Source organism: Endozoicomonas numazuensis, from assembly GCF_000722635.1.
Lineage (GTDB): Bacteria > Pseudomonadota > Gammaproteobacteria > Pseudomonadales > Endozoicomonadaceae > Endozoicomonas_A > Endozoicomonas_A numazuensis.
On sequence record NZ_JOKH01000002.1, the window covers coordinates 184,318 to 206,347 of the forward strand.

18 protein-coding genes are annotated in these 22,030 nt (G+C 47.0%); all 18 read right to left on the bottom strand.

The window, feature by feature from the left end; genetic code table 11:
* Positions 1 to 32: 32 nt before the first annotated feature.
* A complete protein-coding gene (ispF, locus tag GZ78_RS08220; RefSeq protein WP_034836137.1) occupies positions 33 to 536 on the bottom strand; it encodes a 2-C-methyl-D-erythritol 2,4-cyclodiphosphate synthase in 504 nt (167 codons plus the stop codon).
* On the bottom strand, positions 536 to 1,270 hold the full coding sequence (gene ispD, locus GZ78_RS08225) for a 2-C-methyl-D-erythritol 4-phosphate cytidylyltransferase (protein ID WP_081869738.1): 735 nt from the start codon (positions 1,268 to 1,270) through the stop codon (positions 536 to 538). Before ispD ends, ispF begins: the two co-directional genes overlap by 1 nt.
* Before the next feature lie 282 nt (positions 1,271 to 1,552).
* The gene (locus tag GZ78_RS08230; RefSeq protein ID WP_034834676.1) at positions 1,553 to 1,825 is read right to left on the bottom strand and encodes a septum formation initiator family protein; all 273 of its coding nucleotides are present in this window, start codon (positions 1,823 to 1,825) and stop codon (positions 1,553 to 1,555) included.
* 264 nt (positions 1,826 to 2,089) lie between these two features.
* A complete protein-coding gene (gene eno / locus GZ78_RS08235) occupies positions 2,090 to 3,382 on the bottom strand; it encodes a phosphopyruvate hydratase (RefSeq protein ID WP_034834679.1) in 1,293 nt (430 codons plus the stop codon).
* A 685-nt stretch (positions 3,383 to 4,067) separates the two neighbouring features.
* On the bottom strand, positions 4,068 to 4,505 hold the full coding sequence (locus tag GZ78_RS08245; RefSeq protein WP_269078761.1) for an isochorismatase family protein: 438 nt from the start codon (positions 4,503 to 4,505) through the stop codon (positions 4,068 to 4,070).
* Positions 4,506 to 4,799: 294 nt separating this feature from the next.
* Entirely contained in the window at positions 4,800 to 4,943 is a 144-nt protein-coding gene (locus GZ78_RS29385; protein ID WP_161787339.1) for a hypothetical protein, read from the bottom strand.
* Between the two features lie 513 nt (positions 4,944 to 5,456).
* A complete protein-coding gene (gene kdsA, locus GZ78_RS29825) occupies positions 5,457 to 6,311 on the bottom strand; it encodes a 3-deoxy-8-phosphooctulonate synthase (protein ID WP_034834685.1) in 855 nt (284 codons plus the stop codon).
* 9 nt (positions 6,312 to 6,320) lie between these two features.
* Positions 6,321 to 7,952 carry a CTP synthase gene (locus GZ78_RS08255; protein ID WP_034834687.1) on the bottom strand — a complete coding sequence of 544 codons (1,632 nt, stop codon included), beginning with the start codon at positions 7,950 to 7,952 and terminating at the stop codon, positions 6,321 to 6,323.
* Between the two features lie 139 nt (positions 7,953 to 8,091).
* Positions 8,092 to 9,399, bottom strand: coding sequence for a tRNA lysidine(34) synthetase TilS (tilS, locus tag GZ78_RS08260; RefSeq protein WP_161787340.1), 1,308 nt, complete (start codon positions 9,397 to 9,399; stop codon positions 8,092 to 8,094).
* Between the two features lie 101 nt (positions 9,400 to 9,500).
* The gene (locus GZ78_RS08265; RefSeq protein ID WP_034834691.1) at positions 9,501 to 10,451 is read right to left on the bottom strand and encodes an acetyl-CoA carboxylase carboxyltransferase subunit alpha; all 951 of its coding nucleotides are present in this window, start codon (positions 10,449 to 10,451) and stop codon (positions 9,501 to 9,503) included.
* Between the two features lie 336 nt (positions 10,452 to 10,787).
* Positions 10,788 to 14,297, bottom strand: coding sequence for a DNA polymerase III subunit alpha (gene dnaE / locus GZ78_RS08275; RefSeq protein WP_034834694.1), 3,510 nt, complete (start codon positions 14,295 to 14,297; stop codon positions 10,788 to 10,790).
* Positions 14,298 to 14,504: 207 nt separating this feature from the next.
* Positions 14,505 to 15,131, bottom strand: coding sequence for a ribonuclease HII (rnhB, locus tag GZ78_RS08280; RefSeq protein WP_034834698.1), 627 nt, complete (start codon positions 15,129 to 15,131; stop codon positions 14,505 to 14,507).
* Complete coding sequence (lpxB, locus tag GZ78_RS08285) at positions 15,118 to 16,275, bottom strand: lipid-A-disaccharide synthase (protein ID WP_034834700.1); 1,158 nt, start codon at positions 16,273 to 16,275, stop codon at positions 15,118 to 15,120. The genes rnhB and lpxB overlap by 14 nt, the downstream gene beginning before the upstream one ends.
* A 121-nt stretch (positions 16,276 to 16,396) precedes the next feature.
* Positions 16,397 to 17,164, bottom strand: coding sequence for an acyl-ACP--UDP-N-acetylglucosamine O-acyltransferase (gene lpxA, locus GZ78_RS08290; RefSeq protein WP_034836142.1), 768 nt, complete (start codon positions 17,162 to 17,164; stop codon positions 16,397 to 16,399).
* A gap of 50 nt (positions 17,165 to 17,214) precedes the next feature.
* The gene (gene fabZ, locus GZ78_RS08295) at positions 17,215 to 17,655 is read right to left on the bottom strand and encodes a 3-hydroxyacyl-ACP dehydratase FabZ (protein ID WP_034836144.1); all 441 of its coding nucleotides are present in this window, start codon (positions 17,653 to 17,655) and stop codon (positions 17,215 to 17,217) included.
* A 167-nt stretch (positions 17,656 to 17,822) separates the two neighbouring features.
* A complete protein-coding gene (lpxD, locus tag GZ78_RS08300; RefSeq protein ID WP_034834701.1) occupies positions 17,823 to 18,851 on the bottom strand; it encodes a UDP-3-O-(3-hydroxymyristoyl)glucosamine N-acyltransferase in 1,029 nt (342 codons plus the stop codon).
* A 3-nt stretch (positions 18,852 to 18,854) separates the two neighbouring features.
* Positions 18,855 to 19,352: an OmpH family outer membrane protein gene (locus tag GZ78_RS08305; RefSeq protein WP_201772690.1), complete on the bottom strand. Its 498-nt coding sequence runs from the start codon at positions 19,350 to 19,352 to the stop codon at positions 18,855 to 18,857.
* 350 nt (positions 19,353 to 19,702) lie between these two features.
* Positions 19,703 to 22,018, bottom strand: a complete 2,316-nt coding sequence (gene bamA / locus GZ78_RS08310) for an outer membrane protein assembly factor BamA (RefSeq protein WP_034836147.1) — start codon at positions 22,016 to 22,018, stop codon at positions 19,703 to 19,705.
* Between the last annotated feature and the right edge of the window lie 12 nt (positions 22,019 to 22,030).

Here is a 22,030-nt window from a genome sequence, read left to right on the forward strand (position 1 = left end):
ATTCTGGATACCATTAAAAATAACCAACATTATTACAGGGTATTCAGCTGCTGAGAAGTTCCCAGAAGAGCGACAGCATGGACAGCGATTCCTTCCTTTCGCCCGGTATAACCCAACTTTTCTGTCGTTGTAGCTTTTACATTGACGGCCCCGGTCTCAACCTGTAGATCCTTGGCAATATTTCCACGCATTACTGGAATGTGAGGAGCCATTTTCGGTGCCTGAGCAACAATCGTGCTATCGAGATTAATAACCTGATACCCATTCTCATGAATTAATGCCACCACATGCCTCAGCAACTGTCGGCTATCGATACCTTTATATCGGGAGTCTGTATCGGAAAAATGCTGTCCAATATCACCCAGTGCCGCAGCACCCAGTAACGCATCACAGACTGCATGCAGGAGAACATCACCATCAGAGTGAGCTAACAACCCGTAATCGTAATCTATGCTGACTCCACCCAATATCACTTTACTGTCTGCTAAAGCTTCATCTGAAAATCGATGAACATCAAAGCCATGACCTATTCTCATCATACTGTCTCAATCAGTTTGGCTTGCTGTTGAATATAAAGGGCTGCAAGCGCAAGGTCTGCCCCTCGGGTCACTTTGATATTATCGCCATGCCCCTCAACCATAAGAGGCTTGAATCCTGAATGCTCAATAGCACTGGCCTCATCGGTAACCGGCATCTCATCATCAAGCGCTTTTTTCAAGGCATCATAAAGCAACTTCATTCGAAACATTTGTGGTGTCAAAGCATGCCAGAGCGCATCCCTGTCCACTGTCTCTGTGACTTCACCTACTGACGAAGTTCGCTTCATGGTATCTCTTACCGGTATCCCCAGAAGACCACCCACTGTATGATCAGACAACTGTTTGACCAACCACTCAAGATCTGCGTGACGAATGCATGGGCGCGCAACATCATGAACCATAACCCAATCTTCCGCATCTGCCAGTTCTGATAATGCCTTCAGTCCATTTAACACGGAGTGGTAGCGCTCGCTGCCTCCCTGAACCAGTAAAATCCGCGAATCTCTAAGCAACTCTATATCGGTGTAATACTCATCCTCTGCACCGATTACAACAATCAACTTCTCCAGAACAGTAAAATCCAGAAGGCGCTCCAGAGTATGCTCCATCAAGGTCCGACCATGGATTTCAAGATACTGTTTGGGAATATCGCTCTGCATACGACGACCTACGCCTGCAGCAGGAACAATTGCCCAAAAACGGGGTTGATGAGAATTTCTCGCAGTACTCACATTGCCACCTACGAAAGATCATTAGAAACCTGTATCTGACAGGCTATGAATCAAAGAGCCAAAGTCGGAAATACCGCTTACCCCGAACTATAAAAATAGCTGTAAAGAACAGAATAGCGGTAATTTCTCAGAACTCTGATCAAGAAATATACCTCAACACTCTACTTATTAAATTAACACTACTGTTCCATTTAATAGACATGATTATTCTGACTTCAAACTGACTTTCATTCGGTTGGCCGTTTGTAAAAACGAGACACGCCCCCGTAAATACAGGAACTGTCAGTCGTAAATCAGATAATAGGTTTCATCTTTTTTGATCATACCTAAATCGAGACGGGCCTGCTCTTCCAGTGTCTGCAAACCATTCTGTAACTCAATAACCTCAGTAGCAAGCAGATGATTACGGCGATACAACCGATCGTTTTCCCGATCTTGCTGAGTAATCTGACTTTTAATGGCTACCATCTCTGCCACACTACCCTCCCCCATCCAGAGTTGGACCTGAAGGGCTACCAATGCCAATAGCAGTAATGTATGCACCAGCTTTCGCATCTGAACCACTCATTATTTTAAGTAGATGAGTCTATCAAAGCTTGAAAAGTGTGCCCACGGGGAAAGCATAAAAAACAAAGATATTTGAACAAACAGAAACTATTGAAGAACAAATGGCAGCTTTTCCAACACCTCAGAAAATACTCTACTTCAAGCATTCTCGTTCCAAGATAATGCACCCCAAGGTTTCCTGACAGATTCCAACCCTAAAAAAAGGGAGACTTCATCAGCCTCCCTTTTTCAGAACATTATACAGCTAACCTATCAGGCTCGCTTGAACTCCGCGAGACCACGGTAAGGAGCTTTAGCACCCAGCTCTTCTTCAATTCGAAGTAGCTGGTTATACTTGGAAACACGATCAGAACGACACAGAGAGCCGGTCTTGATCTGGCCAGCAGCGGTACCTACAGCCAAATCAGCAATAGTCGCATCTTCAGTCTCACCGGAACGATGGGAAATCACTGCCGTATAACCCGCGTCTTTAGCCATCTTGATTGCTTCCAGAGTCTCGGTCAGAGAACCAATCTGGTTGAATTTAATCAGGATAGAATTGGCAACGCCTTTCTCAATACCTTCTTTCAGAATCTTGGTATTGGTCACGAACAGGTCATCACCAACAATCTGGATCTTGTCACCCAGAATATCAGTCTGGTACTTAAAGCCATCCCAGTCGGACTCATCCAGACCATCTTCAATAGAGATAATCGGGTATTCTTCAGTCAACTTGGCCAGGTAATCAGAGAACTCATTAGAAGAGAAGATCTTGCCTTCACCCTTCATATTGTACTGACCATCCACATAGAATTCGGAAGCCGCACAATCCATAGCCAGAGTAATATCAGTGCCCAGCTTGTAGCCAGCCGCTTCGACTGCTTCCTTGATCACAGCCAGAGCATCGGCATTGGAAGCCAGGTTAGGTGCAAAACCACCCTCATCACCTACTGCTGTATTCAGGCCTTTGGCTGACAGTACTTTTTTCAGAGCGTGGAATACTTCTGCACCGATACGCAGACCTTCAGAAAAAGTTTTGGCAGCAACTGGCTGAACCATGAACTCCTGAATATCGACGTTGTTATCTGCGTGCTCACCACCGTTCAGGATGTTCATCATCGGAACGGGCATAGTAAACTGACCAGAGGTGCCATTGAGATCAGCAATGTGCTGGTACAGAGGAATGTTCTTATCAGAAGCTGCTGCTTTTGCAGCAGCCAGAGACACAGCCAGAATGGCATTAGCACCCAGAACACTTTTGTTCTCGGTACCGTCCAACTCGATCATGGCCAAATCAAGACCGCGCTGGTCTGCAGCAGTACGGCCCAACAACGCTTCACGAATAGGACCGTTAATATTGGCAACAGCTTTCAGAACGCCCTTGCCCAGGTAGCGAGACTTGTCTCCATCACGCAACTCCAGAGCTTCACGGGAACCTGTAGACGCACCAGAAGGTGCAGCTGCACGACCCATAGCACCAGACTCCAGGATCACGTCGGCTTCTACGGTTGGGTTACCGCGAGAATCCATGATTTCGCGACCTTTGATTTCAACAATTTTTGCCATGATAGCTTTCTCTCTACACAAATGCCGATGGCTAATGAAAAATACTTTGCATCACGTTCTGAAAAACACAGCTAGACAAACTATCTTCCACAACACAATCGTCTACGAAGGGAAATATGCCCGACCGGATCGAGCAATGAGGGATCATCCTGCAGACCGTCGATTCTTCAGATCTTCACCTGCTGAATAAAAACGCTCTCAGGCTGATTGGATAATAGTACTGATTTTGCCCATCAGTGCCATTATCGAATGGGACTTTTTTTTGACTTCCCGAACGTTTCAATGCGGCAACTATACCAACTCCCAGCGGGTTATCAACTATTGCACATTGCAACACCGAAGAAGCAAACATTAACATCTGAATTCAGCATTTCCTGAAGATCTCACAGTTTTGAAAAACAGCGCACAACCATTGAAAACAGGCAAGAATAATAGCCTTAATGACTCAAACATCGATACATAATGCTTATCAAGATACCTTACTGAAAAAATTTCCCCCACCAGAACCGGAGTAACCTGAATCTCCACAACACTCACGCAATATCGACCATCCGCACTAACGACAAGGCTTCTCTTTGGCCGCTTTGGAAATCGAGTGTATTTCCGGATATTTAGTCATTGTTTTTCGCCACTGCTTATCATTAAACCCCCTGATATCTTCCTCAAACCACCCAAGCCTTTCTTCCTATTGACGATTGACTGTAATATTCAATTCCCGATCAACCATGACCCCAAATCCTGCTTTCTTTGCACCTTCTGCTGTCGCCCTGACACACGCCGAGTCAAAACAACCCACAGGCATAACATCAACCACCCCCTCTCTCTGCAAGAACGGTTTTAGCCTGCCGGGTATGGCTTCAGCCACATCCCAGGATTTAGCAATATTCAACGGCTCGAACGAGTCATAACTGTCTTTCAAGAAGTAATGGTAAGATCGCTTAGCCTTCAGAGCTACCAACAGCTCTGGAAGGGTTTTACCCTTATCCATAGCAAAATTAACATTAACAAAAACCACCCAGTCATTGCTTAAAAGCAGAGTTGCCAGCCTGACCTGCTCTGATAACACTCTTTCTACCTCTACCGGGTCAAATTGCTGATCTTTAAATCCGGTTTGCATATCAATAAAAAAATGGCCACTTTTCCATTCTTTCTTGACAGCAGACCTTCAATATAAGCAATCGTGTCATTCACTCCCGCCCTGCCCAGACTCGGAAAAACCAATAGAATTAAGAAAATAATGCGAACAACGACTGAAAACTGAATAGAAAATGTCATAACACGACTCTTGCCACAAGGCAAAGTATCCGACAACGGACAAATCGGGATAGGGCGTAGCCTCACGGCTACGCTCCTCCCACAACACCCAGCATACGGTCCGTACTGGGCGTTTCGGCCAGTTAAGCGACCAACAACCTGATCAAACCTTCTTCAGGTTATTGGGATGAGCGATGCGTGCCATCAGGCTTGTATCGCTTGCCGGGCTTTCGTAATCCTGTGATGCCGACACAACCTCAGCCCTCATAACGTCGCAGCCTCCGGTTCCGCCGTGACCACTTGGCATGAGTTCCAGTGTTTGCTGGATTTGTCTGCGTCCGGTGTATCGAATAACAGAAACTATTCACCACTCTGTACCGTTCAGGCCTTCACTGACATTCGCCAGCTACTATGCCGTCTGCTGACTTCTGTATGGCGATCAGACCACCTTACGATAGCCTCAGTCCGAAATATCAGACACCACACAGACCTCCCGAGGTAAGTCACACCGCCTTCGCCGCACAACCGCCAGATCTACTGCCTGAGTGTCCGGATGAGTATGGACTTCGTCATCATACGCTGACTCGTCCTCACGCAGACAGCCTCATATCTGATTTCTGTTCGTCGGCTCGCGGTTTTGCTCCACACTGCCTTCAGCCTGCACCTCACGATACAAACCTTGTGCTTCGCTAGTCCTTCGCCCTCATCTGGCTGGACAGGGGACTTTCACCCCCAAGCTGTGTGACATGCTCGGCACACGTATAAAAAAACCGCCATATTATGGCGGTTTTTTTATACTGCTGATGATGTCAAACCAGAATCAATGGGTATCGAGTTCAGGCAAAGACTTCACCAAATCATCAACGGCTTTCACCTGACTCAAAAAGCCTTCCAGCTGAGACAGACGCAGTGCAGATGGGCCATCACATCTCGCCGAGTCCGGGTCCGGATGAGCCTCCAGAAACAGACCCGCTAAACGAGTAGACATACCCGCCAGCGATAATTCAGTCACCTGATGACGTCGACCACCCGATGCAGCACCCATTGGATCTCTGCACTGCAGCGCGTGAGTTGCATCGAAAATAACGGGAGCCTGCCCACTGACTTCTTTCATAGTACGGAAACCCAGCATATCGACTACCAGGTTGTCATATCCAAAAGAAGAGCCTCGCTCACAGAGGATGACTTGCTCGTTACCCGCTTCGGCAAACTTGTCAACGATGTTACCCATCTGGGATGGGCTCAGAAACTGAGGCTTTTTGATGTTTATTACAGCCCCCGTTTTAGCCATCGCATACACAAGGTCGGTCTGACGAGCCAGAAACGCTGGCAACTGAATCACATCAACCACTTCAGCCACCGGCTGACACTGATGAACTTCGTGAACATCAGTAATCACTGGCATACCGAAGGTTTCTTTCAATTCTTGAAAAATCTTCAGTCCTTCTTCCATTCCAGGCCCACGATAGGAGTGAATGGAAGAACGGTTGGCTTTATCAAAAGAGGCCTTGAAAATATAGGGAATTCCCAGTTTCTCTGTGACAGTGACATAGTTTTCAGCCACTTTCATGGCCATATCACGCGACTCAAGGACATTCATGCCACCAAACAACACGAATGGCTTGTCATTAGCCACTTGAACGGAACCGACAGAAACCACTTTCTGTTCAGACATACTGCGTCCTCAATCCTGCTGAGCCTGGTAGTTCAGTGCCGCTTCAATGAATGACTTGAAAAGCGGATGACCATCTCTTGGCGTAGAGGTGAATTCCGGGTGGAACTGACAAGCTACAAACCAGGGGTGTTCTTTCACTTCCACTATCTCAACCAGAGCATTATCTTCGGAACGACCCGAGATCACCAGACCGGCATTTTGTAACGGCTCAAGGTAATTGTTATTCACCTCATAGCGATGACGATGACGCTCAGTGACAACATCTGCATCATAGGCAGCATGAGCATGCGTGCCTGCTATCAAATTGCATTTCTGGGCACCCAGTCGCATGGTACCACCAAGATCGGAAGCTTCGGTACGGGTTTCCACAGCACCGTCTGATGCAAGCCACTCGGTAATCAGTCCGATAACCGGATGTTCAGAGTTCTGATCAAATTCGGAACTGTTAGCCCCCTCCAAACCAGCCTGGTTACGAGCGTACTCAATAACAGCCACCTGCATACCCAGGCAGATCCCCAGATAAGGAACCTTGTTTTCACGAGCATGGCGAACGGCTTGAATCTTACCTTCAACACCACGATGACCAAAACCACCCGGTACCAGTATGGCACTGACACCTTCAAGGCGACTCAGGCCTTCCTGCTCCAACAGTTCGGAATCGACATAGCGGATATTAACCTTGGTACGGGTTTTTAACCCTGCATGTCGAACCGCTTCAATCAGGGATTTGTAGGCATCAAGAAGCTCCATATACTTGCCAACCATGGCAATGGTGACTTCTTTTTCAGGTTTGGTGTCTCGCTCTACCACATCAGCCCACTCAGAAAGGTCAGCGGCTGGCGTATCAAGGCCAAATTTTTCAACCACAATCTGATCCAGGCCTTGTTCATGCAACATCTGTGGGATGCGATAAATGGTGTCAGCATCTTCCAGTGAAATAACTGCACGCTCTTCAACGTTGGTAAACAGAGAGATCTTGCGTCGTGCAGAAGCTTCAATAAATTGCTCACTGCGGCACACCAGAATATCGGGTTGAAGGCCAATAGAACGCAACTCTTTTACAGAATGCTGAGTAGGCTTGGTCTTGGTTTCGCCTGCTGTCTTGATGTAAGGCACAAGGGTCAGATGCATCAGCAAAGCTCTGGAAGAACCCAGTTCAACCTTTAACTGTCGAATAGCTTCGAGGAAAGGCTGAGACTCAATGTCACCAACGGTACCACCGACTTCAACCATGGCTATATCCGCATCACCGGCCCCCTGAACAACACGGCGCTTGATTTCATCGGTAATGTGAGGAATGACCTGAACGGTACCACCCAGATAATCCCCACGACGTTCTTTGCGAAGAACATCCTGATAGATTCTGCCTGAGGTGAAGTTATTTCCCTGCTTCATGGTAGTGCGCACAAAGCGCTCGTAATGGCCTAAATCAAGGTCGGTCTCAGCACCATCTTCAGTAACAAAGACTTCACCATGCTGGAAGGGGCTCATAGTGCCTGGATCTACATTGATGTAGGGATCCAGTTTGAGCATCGTCACCTTAAGGCCACGAGCCTCAAGGATAGCTGCGAGGGAAGCTGAAGCGATGCCTTTGCCCAATGAGGAAACAACACCGCCCGTGACGAAAATATAACGCGTCATTAGTATCTGCTGGCTCTTAATGCGGGGTGAAAAAATGAATACTCAAGATGGGAGATCAGGATACCAAAACCGCCGCTAAACGTAAAACACATACTGTAAAAATGCTCAGAAAATTTAGTTATGGCACCGCTTTGCGATTTCAAAAACCTGGCTTCCAAGACAATTTTTTGCCCAAATGGGGCTCACAGGCATAATGCTCTGTTACAAAAATCCCTGGTAATGCTATCAGCTCATTACCATGAAAAATAAAAGGTATAACATCCCTGACCCAAGGTGGAACCTTGTACTCCTGCAGCCATCGTTTGATACTTTTACGACCTGCACGCCCCTTCACTGCCACCTTCATTCCTGCTGGCACCTGAGACCTGAAAAGAATGCGGACTGCGCCACCCGGCAATCTCACTTCCCCTCCATTGATCACAGACAAACGTCCGCCGGAAAAAGGCAACTCATAGGCTTGATCTTGATCCCAGCTCCATTTCAGCTCGCTCCTTTCCTTGTGTTCGAACTGACAAATGAGTACCAACTTGCCTGCAAAACGGCGTAACTGATGATCTTCAAACTGCACCACAGGTTCCGCATCAGGACTCGCATCCATCACATCCGAGAAAACACTGTTCAGAAGAACCCGATCAGGCATTTTCAAATGATTGGCAGCCAACCAATAGCGTAAAACCCTCTGGGCAGATGCCCTATCAATACTACTCAGCGAAGCTACATCAATAACACTGCAGCCGCCCCAAAGAGTATTAGGAGGCGCCTCAATAACCTTCTCAGCCATCTCTTTTGTTTGCTGAAACAGTAGCTGATTAACCTCTGAGACATCTTCTGAAAACTGAGCCAGACGAGATGATACTCCCGGCCAGGCAGCCTCAATTTGTGGCATCAGGTTATGTCTGAGAAAATTACGCCGAAAACGCTGATCTTGATTGGATTCATCTTCAACAAACTTCAATCCAACATTTTCAGCATAATTTTCAACAACCTGGCGAGTTATACTCAGCAAAGGTCTGAATAAAACTCCGCTGCCCAGTTCTCTTGAAACGGGCATTCCTGCGACACCGTCCAACCCACTGCCTCGAAGCAGCCTGAAGAGAACAGTTTCTGCCTGGTCATCCTGATGATGCCCCATGACCAAACATCCACCTTCGGGCAAACATCCTTCAAAAGCGGTATAGCGAGCCTCACGGGCTTGACGCTCCAGATCTGAAGAGTGCTCTAAAGACACTCTGACGACCTGCAGTGGAACCTCCCATTGCTGACAAACAGAAAGACAGTGATCTGCCCATGAATCAGCATTGCCGCTCAATCCATGATGCACATGTATGGCTGAGAGAGACTCTATTTCACCTTTATCCCTCAGACACACCAACAAATGAAGCAAAACCGTCGAGTCAACACCACCACTAAAGGCCATCACAACCGGCCTGCCTGCAACCTTTTCCATTTGCTCAGACAGATGCTTTTTTAACGCGAAAAATCTTTCACCCCTGGACGGAATGAAAGATTTTTTCAATCGCTTCTCATACTCGAATGACTGATCCGTCATCAGACAGAGCCGTAATCCCTGATCCGCTTGTAACGACTTTCAATGAGTGTATCGGCATCCATGGACTCAAGCTTCTGAAGCTCTTCTTCCAGGGCCACACCCAGTGAAGCTGCCATCACTTCGGGATGACTGTGAGCGCCACCCAGAGGCTCAGAAACCAGCCGATCAACCAGTTCCAATTCTTTAAGACGTGTGGCCGTCACACCCATAGCTTCTGCAGCAGTGGATGCATACTCAGATTTTTTCCAGAGAATCGAGGCACAACCTTCTGGGGAAATCACGGAGTAAATTGAGTTCTGCAACATTAGTAGCTTGTCACAAACACCAATGGCCAGCGCTCCACCGGAACCGCCTTCACCAATAACCGTAGAAATGATGGGCACTTTAAGACGGGACATAACGGCCAGATTATAGGCAATCGCTTCACTCTGACCTCGCTCTTCTGCGCCAATACCCGGATAAGCGCCCGGAGTATCAATAAAGGTCATGATGGGCATCTTGAATCGCTCCGCCATTTCCATAAGGCGACAAGCCTTACGGTAACCTTCAGGCTTGGGCATACCAAAGTTACGGAGTACTTTTTCCTTGATTTCACGGCCTTTCTGATGACCAATAATCATTACAGGGCGACCATTGAATCGAGCAATACCACCGACAATAGATGGATCATCAGCAAAATGCCGGTCACCATGCAGCTCATCAAACTCTGTAAACAGGTACTGAATATAGTCCAGAGTATAAGGACGACGAGGGTGCCTGGAGAGCTGAGCCACCTGCCAGGCAGAAAGATCAGAAAAAATTTGCTCAGTCAGGGTTTTGCACTTGTCCTGCAGTCGGCTAATTTCATCAGTAATATTCAGTTCGGCATCGCTACTGACCAGTCTCAGCTCTTCGATCTTTGCTTCCAACTCAGCGATCGGCTGTTCAAAATCCAGATAGTTCGGGTTCATAGATTCCACTTCAAGAGTTCAGCATCAGCAACACAATGACAACAGGGCAGCGGAATTCTCTGGAATTAAACAGCCCACCCCAAAAAACCTGACCTGACTCATCGCATTGAAGCCACCTGAGTATTCCCAGAAGGCCTCAGGCGCTAAATAATCAAAAATGCCTTCAGTGAGCCTGCCGGACTTACGCCAATTTCGGCCTGCAGACTCAAGCGAAAGAAAAGCAGTTTTCAATGGCAACCATAAAGCCACCTTTTCGAAAGCTACTTTTCAGATAAATTTGTCAAGAAAAATACGTAAAAGCGACCGATATGTCGAGTTAAAAAGCGTAAGCGTCCGTTACTGATACTCTACCTTGGCAGATTCCTTGCCCAGCCATTGCCTTAAATCCAGCACCAATTCATCACTGGGACTGACATTCCACTGTTCTCCTAACTGAAGACTGGCAGAGGCATCTTCTCGGGAATAATTGACCTGTACCGGTAAACGACCCGGGTGTTGACCCAGCAACGTGGACATCTTCGAATGGAAGCTTTTATCTATCTGCAGACTATTGAGATTCACCTGCAGCCTGCGGGCATAGTAGCTTCGGGCATCGATAAGGTTAAGCGCTTTCTTGGCTCTAACCTTCAGACTCCCAGAGTAATCGTCAAAGCTAACTTCGCCTTCAAAGACAATCACCGTATCCAATTTAATCAAAGCCTGACACTGCTCATAGACATCTGCAAAGATAGAAACCTCAATCCGGGCGGTACGATCATCTAATGTAACAAAGCACATTTTATCGCCACGCTTGTTTTTCATGGTTCTCATGGCCACAACCAATCCTGCAATGTTCTGGCTTTCACCTCTTGCAGGTTGGAGATCCCGGATACGATTTCGTATAAAGTGGCGAATTTCCTGCTCATACTCATCGATAGGATGACCCGTCAGATAAAGACCCAGCGTGTCTTTTTCACCGCTCAGCCTGACTTTGTCGGTCCATTCCTCAACGCGGCCATACTTGTCATAGACATTCTCTTCACCCGCTGGCACCAATGCACCGAATAAATCACCGTGCCCGGAATCTAAACTTTTTGCTGCCTGATCAGCCGCTTTAATCGCTTCAGGCTGACTGGATTCCAATACAGCACGATTAAAGTTATATCGGGACTTTTTACCCGGTACCGGGCCTAACAAGTCTACTGCGCCTGATCGAATCAGAGCTTCGAGAACCCGTTTATTGATACTCTTGGCATCAACCCGCTCACAGAAATCAAACAGATCCTTGAAAGCACCTCCTGACTTTCTGGCCTCAACGATTGACTCAATAGGGCCCTCTCCTACCCCTTTAATGGCACCCAAGCCATAAACAATATGCCCATCATCGTTAACACCGAACATATAGTCACCGCTGTTTACATCCGGCGGCAATACTGTGAGCTCCATCTCTCGGCACTCTTCTATGAACGTCACAACCTTATCGGTATTCTGCATATCTGAACTCATTACTGCTGCCATGAATTCAGCAGGATAATGAGCCTTCAACCAAAGAGTCTGATAAGAGACCAGAGCATAGGCCGCTGAGTGAGACTTGTTAAAACCATACCCGGCAAACTTTTCAACCAGGTCAAAGATTTTCATGGCCAGCTCGCCATCAATCCCCTGGCTTATAGCCCCCTCTTCAAAGATCGACCTTTGTTTGGCCATCTCTTCCGGTTTTTTCTTACCCATGGCACGACGCAACATATCCGCCCCACCCAGGGTATAGCCTGCCAACACCTGGGCAATCTGCATAACCTGCTCCTGATACAGGATAATGCCGTAGGTGGGCTGCAAGATCGGCTGAAGCCACTCATGCTGATACTGAGCATCCGGGTAAGAAAGCTCTTCACGACCATGCTTTCGATTGATGAAGTTATCTACCATGCCTGACTGCAAGGGGCCAGGACGGAACAGAGCCACCAGAGCGATAATATCTTCAAAACAGTCGGGCTGAAGACGCTTGATCAGGTCTTTCATACCCCTGGACTCGAGCTGGAATACAGCGGTAGTCTCAGCTCGCTTCAACATGTCGTAGGAGTACTTGTCCTCGAGATCAATCATCATGATATCGAGTTCATCCTCACCGCGCTGCTGACGGCGAGGGTTGATCATTTTCAGCGCCCAATCAATGATGGTCAGTGTTCTCAGCCCCAGGAAGTCAAACTTCACCAGACCTGCAGACTCCACATCATTCTTATCAAACTGAGTAACAACACTACCACCGCTCTCATCACAATAAAGCGGGGCAAAATCTGTCAGTTTGGTGGGTGCTATAACAACGCCACCGGCATGCTTACCGACGTTCCGGGTAACCCCTTCAAGTTTGAGGGCCATCTCCCAGATTTCTTTACCATCCTCATCGACCTCAAGGAAATCCCTGATCATGGCCTCTTGCTCAAACGCCTTGCTCAGAGTCATGCCAATTTCGAAAGGAATCATTTTCGAGAGCCGATCTGCCAGTCCGTAGGACTTGCCCTGAACCCTGGCAACATCTCTGACCACCGCTTTAGCGGCCATGGTTCCGAAAGTGATAATCTGGGATACCGCATCACGGCCATAGGTTCGAGCCACGTAATCGATGACCTTGTCACGCCCATCCATACAAAAATCGACATCAAAGTCAGGCATGGATACCCGTTCAGGATTCAAGAATCGCTCAAACAGAAGATCGTATTGAATGGGATCAAGGTCGGTAATCTTTTGCGCATAAGCCACCAGAGAGCCCGCACCGGAACCACGACCAGGCCCTACTGGAATCCCGTTATTCTTTGACCACTGGATAAAGTCCATTACGATCAGAAAATAACCCGGAAATCCCATTTGCAGAATAATGTCCAGCTCGAAGTCCAGTCGATCACGATAAATCTTCTCTTTACTGGCGTATTCCGGATCCGCAGGATCCAAAATAGACTGAAGGCGATCCGACAATCCGTCATGGGAAAACTTTCTGAAGAAATCATCCATTGTCATCCCGTCAGGGATAGGGAATTCCGGTAAAAAATACTCCCCCAGGTGAACATAAACCGAACAGCGTCGGGCGATTTCAACTGAATTCTCAAGCGCTTCCGGGATATCAGAGAAGAGTTCGCACATCTCTTCTTCCGATTTCAGATACTGCTCTTCGCTATAACGTTTGACCCGTCGCGGATCATCCAGAGCCGAACTTTCACCAATACAGACTCGAGCTTCATGAGCCTCAAAGTCTTCTCTCTTGATAAACATGACATCATTGGTCGCCACAACCGGGCAAGCATATCGCTCAGCAAGGGCGACAGAACCATGAAGACAGGCCTCATCACCTGCCCGGGAAGTTCTGTGAAGCTCAAGGTAATACCTGCCCGGAAAAGCCTCCATCCATTCAGTCAACAATTCTCCAGCCAGCTCCTCATTGCCACTGAGAATCGCCTGCCCCACATCACCCTCTTTAGCACCGGAAAGGGCTATCAAACCTTCAGATTTCTCCTTCACCCACTCTCTTTTAACAATTGCTTTTCCATGAACCTGATTCTCCAGAAAAGACTGGGAAATCAGCTCTGTGAGGTTTCTATATCCTTTTGCATTCATAGAAAGCAACACAAGTCTGACTGGCTCTTGTGCCGGATCAGAATGGGTGACCCAGAGATCAGCACCACTGATAGGCTTGATGCCCGCACCCTGAGCACCGTTATAAAATTTTACCAGTGAGCAGAGGTTTGACTGATCAGTAACAGCCACTGCAGGAATCCCCTGGTCTGCAACTGTCTTGATCAAAGGTTTGATGCGAACCAGACCATCGCTCAGGGAAAATTCTGAATGGAGTCTCAGGTGTATGAAACGTGCAGGCATGAGAGAAGGTAGACCAACTAAAGGGAATCCTTAATTTTAACAACAGAGCTCCGAAATCTGCCAGCCCTGTGTTTCCAAGAAAGGATATTTAAACAGTAAACAACCATAAATCATGATTACCAACCCATAAGAAAGCCCTGCTGGAATAAAAAACCATTAAAACAGGGCCCAAAGGAAGAAATTCATACTAAAAAACCGGGTATCAACTTATGAATGTTCCACAGAAGCAGCCAACAATGCTTCACGCACCGGCTTGAATGATCGACGATGAATAGGCGTTGCTCCCAACTTTTTCAGCGCATCCATATGGACCTTGGTAGGATAACCTTTATGACCACCTATCCCATAGCCAGGGTACAACTTCTCCAGCTCAACCATTTCGCGATCACGAGTAACTTTTGCAAGGATTGATGCCGCACCAATTTCAGCTACACGGCCATCCCCTTTTATTACGGCTTCAGCAGGGCAAGGGAGATCAGGACAGCGATTCCCATCGATTAACGCCAAATCAGGTTTTATAGAGAGCCCCGCAACAGCCCTTTGCATAGCAAGCATGGTGGCATGGAGAATATTGAGTTCATCAATTTCGTCGACTTCCGCTCTCCCTAGTGACCACGACAGCGCCTTCTCTTTAATTTCATCAAAGAGCTCATCTCGCCTTTTTTCAGACAGCTTCTTGGAATCATTCAAACCCGCTATGGGGTTTTCCGGATCCAGTATCACGGCGGCTGTTACGACCGGCCCACAAAGCGGACCACGACCTACTTCATCGACACCACATACCCGGGAAAAAGCTTCGGGGACAGCAAACAAATCCATTTCATTTTGTTGCATCGTACTTTCCTACTACTGACATAATCGCCTGATACGCCAGAGCACTGGCATCTCGCTTAAGCGTTTTATGAATCTCTGTAAATTCCTGAACCAGATGACTTCGCCACTCCTCATCATCAAGCGCTCTGGACATGGCCTCATAAAGCTTTTCCGGAGTTGCATCATTCTGCAACAACTCGGGCACACAGGGCTTACTTGCCAATAAATTAGGCAGACCAACATGCTCGACCTTTACCAGACGGCTGAGTATTGAGTAACTCAGGGAGGCCATTCGGTAACTGATCACCATAGGTCTTTTATGCAAGGCTGCTTCTAGCGTTGCTGTTCCCGATGCAATCAAAATAGCATTCGCTGCAGCCATCATCTGTGAGGCTTTACCCACAGCAACCGTCACATCCAAATCCGAATAACTTTCCAGCATGGGTAACAGCTGTAATTTTCGTTTTTCACTGGCACAGGGCATCAGAAATCGAATGTCAGGATGATCTTTCTTCAATAAACGTGCTGTTTGCAAAAACAGATCACCCAAACGAGCCACTTCAGCTTTACGACTGCCGGGTAATAACGCAACAATTGCCCCCTTCTCCTCAATACCAAGGGAGCGACGGGCCTCTGAAGAATCCGGACTCCATGCCACCTGATCAGCCAGAGGATGACCGACAAAAGTGACTGGAACGCCATGCCCCTGATAATAATCAGCCTCAAAGGGCAGCAATGCCAGCATATGATCAACTGAGCGCCTTATTTTTTTCAGGCGTCCCTCTCTCCATGCCCAGACCTGCGGACTCACATAATGAACAGTGGGAATCTGATTGGATTTCAGGAATTTTTCTAAAGGAAGGTTAAAGTCAGGTGCATCTATTCCAATAAAGACATCCGGCTTTTCAGACACAAAGGCTTCTTTAAGCTGTTTACGAATGCCAAGCAGTTCTTTCAGCCGGCCCAGAACCTCAACAAGCCCCATCACCGAAAGTCTTTCCATAGGAAAAAGACTTTCAAACCCCTCAGCTATCATCATCGGGCCACCGATACCGTAGCACCGGGCATCAGGATGATGGACTTTGATCTCCCTGATCAGGGCTGCTCCCAGGATATCACCAGAGGCCTCCCCGGCCACCAGAGCAAATGACAGTGTTCTGGACATTCCTATTTATTCACCTTTGAAGAGGCAGGACACCCCTGCAACTACCACCAGTGAACCGCTGGAAAAGTCGAAAGTAAAGACGGGATCAGAGGTGGCAGACAGGAAGAAGTGATTGAATCGATCAGCGAGTGATGCCGCGAGTTGACGCTCTGAGAGAATCAATCAACAGCTCAATCTCAGGCTGTTTTTCCATAGACTCAAGTCGACCAAGCGCTTCGCTGGTTCGCAAGCCTTGTCTATAGATCAACTTATAGCACTGTCGCAATTCACGAATCAGCTCCGGGCTATAACCACGACGCCTCATTCCCTCAAAATTCATACCGTGCGCCTTGGCCGGATTACCACTGACCATAACAAATGCAGGTACATCTTTAAATATGGCGGTATGAGCAGCGCTCATACTGTAATCACCAATGACACAGAATTGATGAACCGTAGTAAATCCACCAAGAATAACGCCGTCTCCAACTCTCACATGCCCTGCTAGAGTCGCGTTATTGGCCATGATAATGTTGCTGCCGACAATGCAGTCATGAGCAACGTGAACATAGGCCATCAACAGATTGTTACTGCCTATTTTGGTGATCGAAGTATCCTGAGTGGTACCACGATGAATCGTGCAACCTTCCCGGATAACATTATTGTCGCCAATCTCGAGCCAGGTAGTCTCTCCCGCATACTTCAGATCCTGACAATCTTCACCGACGCTAGCGAACTGAAATATACGGTTATTTCTGCCAATTCTGGTATGCCCTTTGATGACTACATGAGCATTAATTTCTGTTCCAGAGTCAATTTCAACATTTGCGCCAATAACGGCATAGGGTCCGACCTTTACGTCCGGCGCCAGGACAGCACTCGGATCGATGATTGCTGTTGGATGAATCAATTCATCACGAACAACATTTGATTCTTGGCTGGAACGGGAATCAATCAAGACTATAGTTCCTTTCTTGCACAGGTTATTTCAGCAGAGCAAGCTATCTTACCATCAACCTGTCCTTCACAGGAAAATTTCCAGATATTTCTTTTCATGGCTACGAACTCAGCCCTGAGTATTACCTGGTCACCAGGGACAACAGGGCGACGAAAGCGGACTTTATCAGCACCTGCAAAGTAGTAGATACTATTGTCTTCTTCCTGTCTCACCTTCATCTGATAACCAAGAATACCTGCAGCCTGAGCCATAGACTCAATCAACAAAACACCTGGCATAACAGGGTGATCAGGAAAGTGCCCGGTAAATTGAGGTTCATTAGCCGTAATATTTTTGAGGCATTCAATGATGTTTTTCTCAAGATCCACAGCTATCACTCTGTCGACCAGAAGAAAGGGATAGCGATGAGCCAAAATAGACTGGATCTCCTCAATATTGATCATGCAACTGAACTCAACAAGGTTATCAGTAAAGATTCGAAAATCATCAACCACAGGCGTAATGCTGGCATTGAACACTCACCTCAATACAACAAAAGGCTGGTAATCCAGCCTTTAAGTACTATGAACCTATTGAACAGAACGAACAAACGAGTTCAAAATACACTCTGCTAATCATCAAGCCGACGCTCACATTGCTTCAGCCGTTTAGCCATATCATCCAGCTTCCTGAAGCGCACAGCGTTCTTACGCCACTCACCCGCTTCCATAATTCCAGTTCCAGAAGCATAAGCACCGGGCCGAGTGATTGACTTGGTCACCATCGCCATACCTGACAAATGGACGTGATCAGCAATAGTGATATGGCCTGCAAGCCCGGCAGCACCCGCAATAGTGCAATATTCACCCACTTTTGTACTTCCGGAGATACCCACATTAGCTGCAATGGCCGTATGCTTACCAATTACAACATTATGTGCCACCTGAACAAGGTTATCGATCCTGACGCCATCATGAATAACCGTGTCGCCCAGCGCGCCACGATCAATACAGGTACAGGAACCAATCTCCACGTCATTACCAATAACGACACCACCTATCTGGGCAATTTTGTGCCACTGACCATCGGAACGGGCATTACCAAAACCATCTGCACCAATAACAGCATTGGCATGAATAATACTGCGCTCCCCCATGAAGACACCGTGGCACACAGTAACATTCCGACAGATATGGCTGCCTGCCCCGATCACAGAATCATGCCCGATAATCGCACCGGCATCTATTCTGACATTTTCAGAAACCTGTACTCCAGACTCAACCACTACCCCTGGACCAATAGCAGCGGTAGGATGAATCTGAGCATCTGGAGCAATCACTGCGGTTGGGTGTACACCTTCTGGCTGCCCCATATCTCCATCAAACAGATGAGAGAGAGTGGCATACCCCAAATAAGGGTTTTCGAGAATCAATGCATTTCCAGTCCAGGCTTCTGCCTGAACCGGAGTCAAAATGACCGCACTGGCCCCCGTACTTTCCAGATAACGCGCATAAGCAGGATTAGCCAGGAAAGCCAGCTCTCCGGTTATCGCGTCCTGTAAGGTATTTAAACCAGAGATCTGCTCCCCTGCATCACCCTTAAGCTCAGCACCTACCTTGTCAGCCAGTTCAGACAAGGTATAGGAAAAAGACTGCATCATCGATTACTTCAACTTGTTCATACGCTCAATCACCTTTCTGGTGATATCAAATTCAGGTTTAACAAAACGAACCGCGCCACGCTCCAGCACCAGATCATAGTTCAGTTCTTTAGAAACCTCATCAATGGCTTTTTCAAGCTTTGGTCTCATCTTGCCCAGCTCAGCCTGATCAGAACGAGCTTTCTCACCTCTCAACTGACGATCTTGCAGCTGAAGGTCTTCAAACTTACGCTTGATTTCAAGCTGACGGTTCTCGCGCTGTCCGTCTGTCAGTGTTGGACCATCTTTCTTAAGCTTTTGTTCCAGTCCTTTAATATCATCTTGAAGCGCTTTTAATTGCTTTATTTTTGGAGCAAACATCTTCTCAGCTTCTTTGGCATACTTTTTGGCAGAGTCTGACTCCAGTACAGCCATTTCTGAGTCGACTACTGCAATCTTTTGTGCCTGAGCCAGTGGAGATAATAGCAACAGAGCTACAAACGCCAGTTTGATCGATTTCAAGTTCATTCTCCTGAATAAAAAATGTAAAGTCCAAGCCTGAGCATACAACTATAAGCCAGAAACCACCTAAAGCCTGAAACACCCACCTATGTGCTTGAGGTATCTTCGGAGTTCCCACTCAGCAGCACGCGAGATTGGCCTCATTATAATGAAAAGACACTATATCGCATCTATTTAATGCTGCACTGCCTTTAAAGAATCCGTAAACATTGAACCCTTCCACCTGATAACCCAAAGCTGACTCATTACCATAAATAGCACTAAAGTCCAAAAGCTCTGAATCAAGAGAGAAATCAAGGGGAAGCAAAACAAGTGCTGACCAGGATAGACCTGGCCAGCATTGATGCTTTTTAGAAAGGTGTACCCAGAGAGAACTGGAATACCTGAGTCTGATCTTCGCCTTTCGGATTCAGAGCTTTGGCCAGACTGAAAGTCAAAGGACCCAGCGGAGTAATCCAGGTCAGGCCAATACCAGCACTGTAACGTAGCTCTGCGAAATCAGGGTTTGAACAGTCCTTGATATCGCCACTGGGGCAGCTGGTATCAAAAACATTACCAAAATCAAAGAACAAGCTGGTTCTTAGTGAACGCTGATCTTTTACGAAAGGTAATGGGAAGAGAATTTCAGCGGTACCCTCAATAACAAGGTCACCACCGATAGAGTTATAGTCACTATCATTCTTCTCCTTAGCTTTTGGTCCCAGAGAGTTATCCTTGTAGCCCCGGACAGAACCAAAACCACCGGCGTAAAAATGCTCAAAGAATGGGATATCGGTTGTATCACCATAAGCACCGATATAACCAATTCGTGTCGACACTCGTCCGGTTAATGACTGAGTAATAGGCTGAAAGTACTGACCACGATAAACCAGCTTATAGAAACTGACATCTGAACCAGGAATAGTCACCTGAGCAGATGCACTCTGCGAGTAACCACGTGTGGGCAACAAACCCCGGTTAAGCTCACTCTCAGACCAGCCCAGTGTAGCCTTCAGATTGGTGAAGTTATCGCCATTATTCTTCAGATAATCCAGAATGTAATCCGGTGTATCAGTACCCGTTTTAATACTGGTAGCGTCCACACCTAATCCCATACTGATGGACTGCGTTTCTGAAATCGGGTAGCCAAAGTTGACATTAGCACCGGTAGTATCAGCAGCGTAGTTTGAAATATCAGTATTGCTGTAATCGTATGAACGGTGAAATACGCTAAACCCACGACTCACACCATCTACCGTGTAATAAGGGTCGGTGAAGCTGAAATTATAGAGCTGACTGACATCACTCTTGTTGAGTCCAACCGAAACCTTGTTACCTGTTCCAAGGAAGTTATTCTGACTCACAGAGCCACCCAACAACAGACCATCGGATTGAGAGTAACCAACACTAGCAGTAATACTGCCAGAAGGCTGTTCTTCAACGGTATAATTCACATCAATCTGATCACTGGTTCCAGGAACCGGCGGCGTTTCCACATTAACTTCTTTGAAGTAACCCAGCCGCTCTAGACGTACTTTAGACTGCTCAATTTTCTGACTGTTTGCAGAGGCTCCTTCCATCTGACGCATTTCACGACGCAGAACCTCATCTTCCGTTTTCGTGTTACCAGAGAAATTAATTCTACGAACATAAGCACGTTTGCCAGGATCAACAAAGAATGTCAGCGAGACGGTTTTCTTTTCATGATCCGGAGTAGGAATACCTGTTACGTTGGCAAAGGTATAACCTTCATTACCCAAACGTCTGCTAAGAATTTCTTCGGTCGTCGTAATAACCCTGCGGGAAAAGACTTGCTCAGGCTTGGCCAACAATAATCTTTCCGCTTCATCTTCAGGGATTATCAGATCACCCGCCAGCTTAACATCGCTAACCGTATATTTATCACCTTCATCAATGTTGACTGTGATAAACACGCTCTGCTTGTCAGGACTGATTGAAACCTGAGTAGAACGAATACTGAAATTAATATAACCACGATCAAGATAATAAGAGCGCAAGCGCTCCAGATCACCTGACAGTTTTTCTCTGGAATATTTGTCGCTGGAGCCAAAAAAGGAGAACCACCCGGACTCTTTCAGCTCAAACAGATCAACCACATCTTCCTGAGGAAACACAGAATTACCAACAACATTAATATGCTGAATGGTGGCAACCTTGCCTTCTTTAACATTAATGGTCAGTTTGATTCGGTTACGAGGCTGGGCTTCAACGTCAGCAGTAATACTGGCTCCATATCGCCCCTGGGCAACGTACTGACGCTCCAGTTCAAGACGAATGGCCTCTAAAGTAGCCTGCTGAAATATCTCGCCCTCAGCCAGACCTGATTTACTCAAGCCCTGTTTGAGATCTTCAGTTTTGATCGCCTTGTTACCTTTAATAACGATCTCACTGATGGAGGGACGCTCAATAACCGAAATAACCAGAATATCTCCATCTCTGGCCATTTGAATATCTTTGAAATACCCTGTCTGAAACAGGGATTTAGCTGCACTGGAAATCTGCACGGATTCAATATCATCTCCCACCTCAATGGGTAATGAATTAAATACCGTTCCGGCTGAAACCCTCTGCAGGCCATCAATCCGGATATCAGACACTACAAAAGCGTTGGCGCCTGACGCATAGGCCATTGAGCCAATCAGCAGAGACAACAGTGATCGCTTCATGGAATCCGTTCT